General features: G+C 70.4%; 2 protein-coding genes. Both read right to left on the bottom strand.

Features of this window, described 5'->3' with window-relative positions:
- On the bottom strand, nt 1-1,933 hold a 1,933-nt coding region (locus ACFU5M_RS34125), incomplete at its 3' end, for an amino acid adenylation domain-containing protein (RefSeq protein ID WP_379055690.1).
- A gap of 285 nt (nt 1,934-2,218) precedes the next feature.
- On the bottom strand, nt 2,219-4,075 hold a 1,857-nt coding region (locus ACFU5M_RS34120), incomplete at its 5' end, for a thioesterase domain-containing protein (RefSeq protein WP_379055688.1).

Raw genomic sequence — 4,075 nt, 5'->3', positions numbered from 1 at the left:
CCGCGGAACCGGTATCGAACTGATTCAAAAACCACATCCGCCGCTGCGCCAACGACAACGGCACCCGCTCCGGACGCTGCAGCGCCACCAACGCGTGCCGGTCCCCCGCGCCTTTCAACGGCTCCAGCCGCGCGGCGAGCGCGGCGACAGTCGGGCTCTCGAAGATCAGTCGTGCGGGCACCCGGGCCGCGATGGCGGCTCCCAACCGGGCCGCGACCTGCGTCGCGATCAGCGAATTGCCGCCCAGCTCGAAGAAATCGTCGTCCGCGCCGACCGGCGCGCCGGGCCCGAGCACTTCGGCGAACACCTCGCCGACCAGCTCTTCCAGTGGGCCGACCGGTGCGCGGAACACCTTGGTCTGCAACCGCGGCGTGGGCAGCGCGCCACGGTCCAGCTTGCCCACCGGGGTCAGCGGGATCTCGTCCAGCACCATGACCACCGTCGGCACCATGTGCGCGGGCAGGCTCCGCTGGGCGAAGGCGGCCAGTTCGGCCGCGTCGGCGGCCATCCCCGGCACAGCGTGCACATAGGCGACGAGAATGGTGGCGCCACTGTCGAGGTGGTGCCCGACGGTGACGGCGAAGTCGACCGTCTCGTGCGCGGCCAGCACCGCGTCGATCTCGCCCAGCTCGATACGGAAACCGCGAATCTTCACCTGGAAGTCGTTGCGGCCCAGATACTCCAACTCACCTTCCGGCGTCCAGCGCACCAGATCACCGGTGCGATAGAGCCGAGAGCCGTTCGCGTCGAACGGGTTCGCCACGAAGCGAGACGCGGTCAGCCCGGGGCGCTCGTGGTAGCCGCGGGCCAGTTGCGCACCGGTGATGTACAGCTCGCCGACGGCACCGCCGGGAACGGGGACCAAACGTTCGTCCAGCACGTACTCGGTGACGGCCCGGATCGGCGCGCCGATCGTCACCGGTTCCCCGGGCACCAGCGGCGCGCTGATGTTCGTCATGATCGTGGTCTCGGTCGGGCCGTACCCGTTGAAGAACTCGCGAGTCCGCCCACCCGACACCGGTAGCACCCAGCGCCGTACCAATTCCGGTGGGCACGACTCACCACCGGCCACCACCACACGCAGCTCGTCCAGCCCGGCCGGGTCCACCGAGGCGAGCGCGGCGGGCGTCACGAACGCGTGCGTGACCGCCTCTCTGCGCACCAGGGACGCGAATTCCTCGCCGCCGAACACCGTGGGCGACGCGACGACCATGGTCGCCGCGCCACCGAGCGCGAGCAGCAATTCCAGCACCGAGGCGTCGAACGACGGCGACGCGAAATGCAACGTCCGCGACGCACTCGTCACCCGATACCGATCCCGCTGCTCGGCACAGAAGCTCGCCAACCCGGCCTGGGGGATCACCACGCCCTTGGGCTTGCCGGTAGAGCCGGAGGTGTAGATCACGTAGGCGGGATGCTCCGCGCGCAGCGGACGCACCCGATCGGTGTAGGTCACCGGATCAGCCGGGAACTCCTCGAGCCGCCGCGCGCACTCGACTGTGTCGAGGGACAACCATTCGACCCGGTCCGGCAGGGCGGCGCGGACATTCTCGACAGTCAGTCCGAAGACGGCGCCGGAGTCGGCGACCATGTGCTCGACGCGATCGGCCGGATAATTCGGATCCACCGGCACGAAACCCGCACCCGTCTTGGCCACCGCCCACACCGCGACCACCGACTCCACCGAACGCGGAACACCCACCGCGACCAGATCCTCCGGACCCACCCCCCGATCGATGAGCAGACGCGCCAACCGCGTGGACCGTTCGTCCAGCTCGGCATAACTCGACTGGGCGAGGGTGCTGGTCGCGTCGGCGAACACCACGGCCACGCCGCTCGGATTGGCTTCGACGGCCGTGGCCATCAACTGCGGCAATGTGGTTACGCGGGGGCGGCGGGTCCGGGTCGGGCGCACGCGGGCCGGGCGGGTCATCGGCGCACCGCTTCCGCAGTTTCGTCACACCGCTGCCCGACCGCCCGAACCATCGTGCTGCCTCACCCTGTCTATCGTCGCCACACGCACGTCACCATGCTCTCCGCGCTGTGATTGATCATCGAGCGCGCGCATGCCGATCGTTACCGAACCGTCGGCGCACGCCGGGCGCGACCGGCCACGACCCGTGGGTTCCGGGCCGCGGGAACGGCCGCGTCTGACGAGTGCCGGGGACGATTATTCCCTGCCGACGCCGGATTCGGGTCGCGGCGTCGGCAGCGGCGATCAACGGCGGCCGTCGAGCAGGGCCGCCAGCTGCGGGCCGATCACCGCCAGCGCCTCCGGCGCGGCCATCCGGGCATGGGTGACCTCGACCGGCCGGTCGACGACCATGCCCTGGACGTACGGCCACCAGTCCGCCGCGGCGGCGCGCAACTCGTCGGCGGGGTCGGCGACGGCGGCGCTGAAGTACTGCACGGTGCCGCGGAAGACTCCGGGCCGGTGCTCGGCGATCAGTTCCGCCGAGCGGACCGCGCTGCGATAGATCCGGCGCAGCCGCTGCGGCGTCACCGCCACCAGGTCCGCCGGGATCATGGCGTGCAGTGTGGCCAGCGACTCGTCGTCGAGCTCGTAGACATCATCGCCCTCGGCAGCCGCCGTGCCGAGGCCGAGTTCGGCCAAGGCGCCGCGCACCGCGGCGCGGAAACCGACGACGTCCGGATTCGGATGGCTGTCCATCATGGCCAGCAACTCCACCTGCTCGCCCGCGTCCTGCAGCGCGGTGGCGATGGCATGGGCGAGCACACCGCCGAGCGACCAGCCGAGCAACCGGTACGGGCCCTCGGGTTGGACCGCCTTGATCTCCGACAGGTAGCGCTCGGCCAGCTGGTCCAGCGAAGCGGGCAGTTCGCCGTCCTCCGACAGAGCGGGCGATTGCAGGCCGAAGATCGGTTGCTCGACCGGCAGGAACTGGGCCAGGCCCGCATACGACCAGGCCAAGCCGTACATCGGATGCAGGCAGAACAGCGGGGCCGCCGATCCGCTCGCCCGGATCGGCAGCAGCACGTCCAGCGCGGCGGCGGCGTCGGCGTCGCCCGCGTCGATGCGGGCGGCCAAGCCCGCCACCGTGGCGTCGGTGAAGAACCACTGCACACGCACTGTCGCTCCGGTCGCGTCCCGCAGCCGCCCGGCCACCTGTGCCGCGAGCAGCGAGTTGCCGCCGAGGCCGAAGAAGTCGTCATCCAGGCCGACCCGGTCGGCGCCGAGCAGTTCGGCGAACGCGCCTGCGACCGCCTGCTCGGTGAGCGTCTGGGGCGCACGGTAGGCGACCGCACTGTTGATCTCCGGGGCGGGCAATGCCCGCCGGTCCAGTTTCCCGTTCGGGGTCAACGGCAGCACGTCCAGCACCACGATCGCGTCGGGCACCATGTAGCCGGTGAGGAACCGTGCGACGTCGGCCCGGACCGCTGCGGGGTCGATGGTCACGCCACCGGTGTCGGGCACCACGTACCCGATCAGGCGTTCACCGGCGTGCTGATCGTCGCGGACCAGCGCGACCGCTTGCCCGATACCGTCGCAGCCCAGCAGCGCCGCTTCGATCTCGCCGAGCTCGATACGGAACCCACGCAACTGCACCTGCTGGTCCCCACGCCCGGCGTACTCGAGCACCGCGGTCTCGGCGTGCACGCGCCAGCGGCCGATATCACCGGAGCGATACATCCGCGAACCCGGCGCACCGAACGGATTCGCCACGAACCGTGTCGCGGTCAACCCCGCACGACCCAGATAACCGCGCGAGAGCTGCGCGCCGACCACGTGGATCTCCCCGGGCACCGCCACCGCAGCCGGATGCAGACGCCCGTCGAGCACATACGCCGCCGAACCCGGGATCGCGCGGCCGATCACACTGGCCGCGTCCTGCGCGTCCTGCGGGGCCAACGGCAGGAACGACACATGCACCGTGGTCTCGGTGATGCCGTACATGTTCACCAACCCCACACCCGCCCCGTGGCGTTCATACCAGCGGCCCAGCTTACGCAGATCCAGTGCCTCACCACCGAAGATCACATACCGCAACGCCAGATCACCCGCAGCCGCGGCCCGGTCGGCCTCGACCAACTGATAGAACGCCGACGGGGTCTG

Origin of the sequence: Nocardia sp. NPDC057455, from assembly GCF_042802775.1 — a bacterium.
Taxonomy (GTDB): domain Bacteria; phylum Actinomycetota; class Actinomycetes; order Mycobacteriales; family Mycobacteriaceae; genus Nocardia.
The sequence above is the reverse complement of the archived record's forward strand: the minus strand, read 5'-3'. Positions and strand labels throughout refer to the sequence as shown.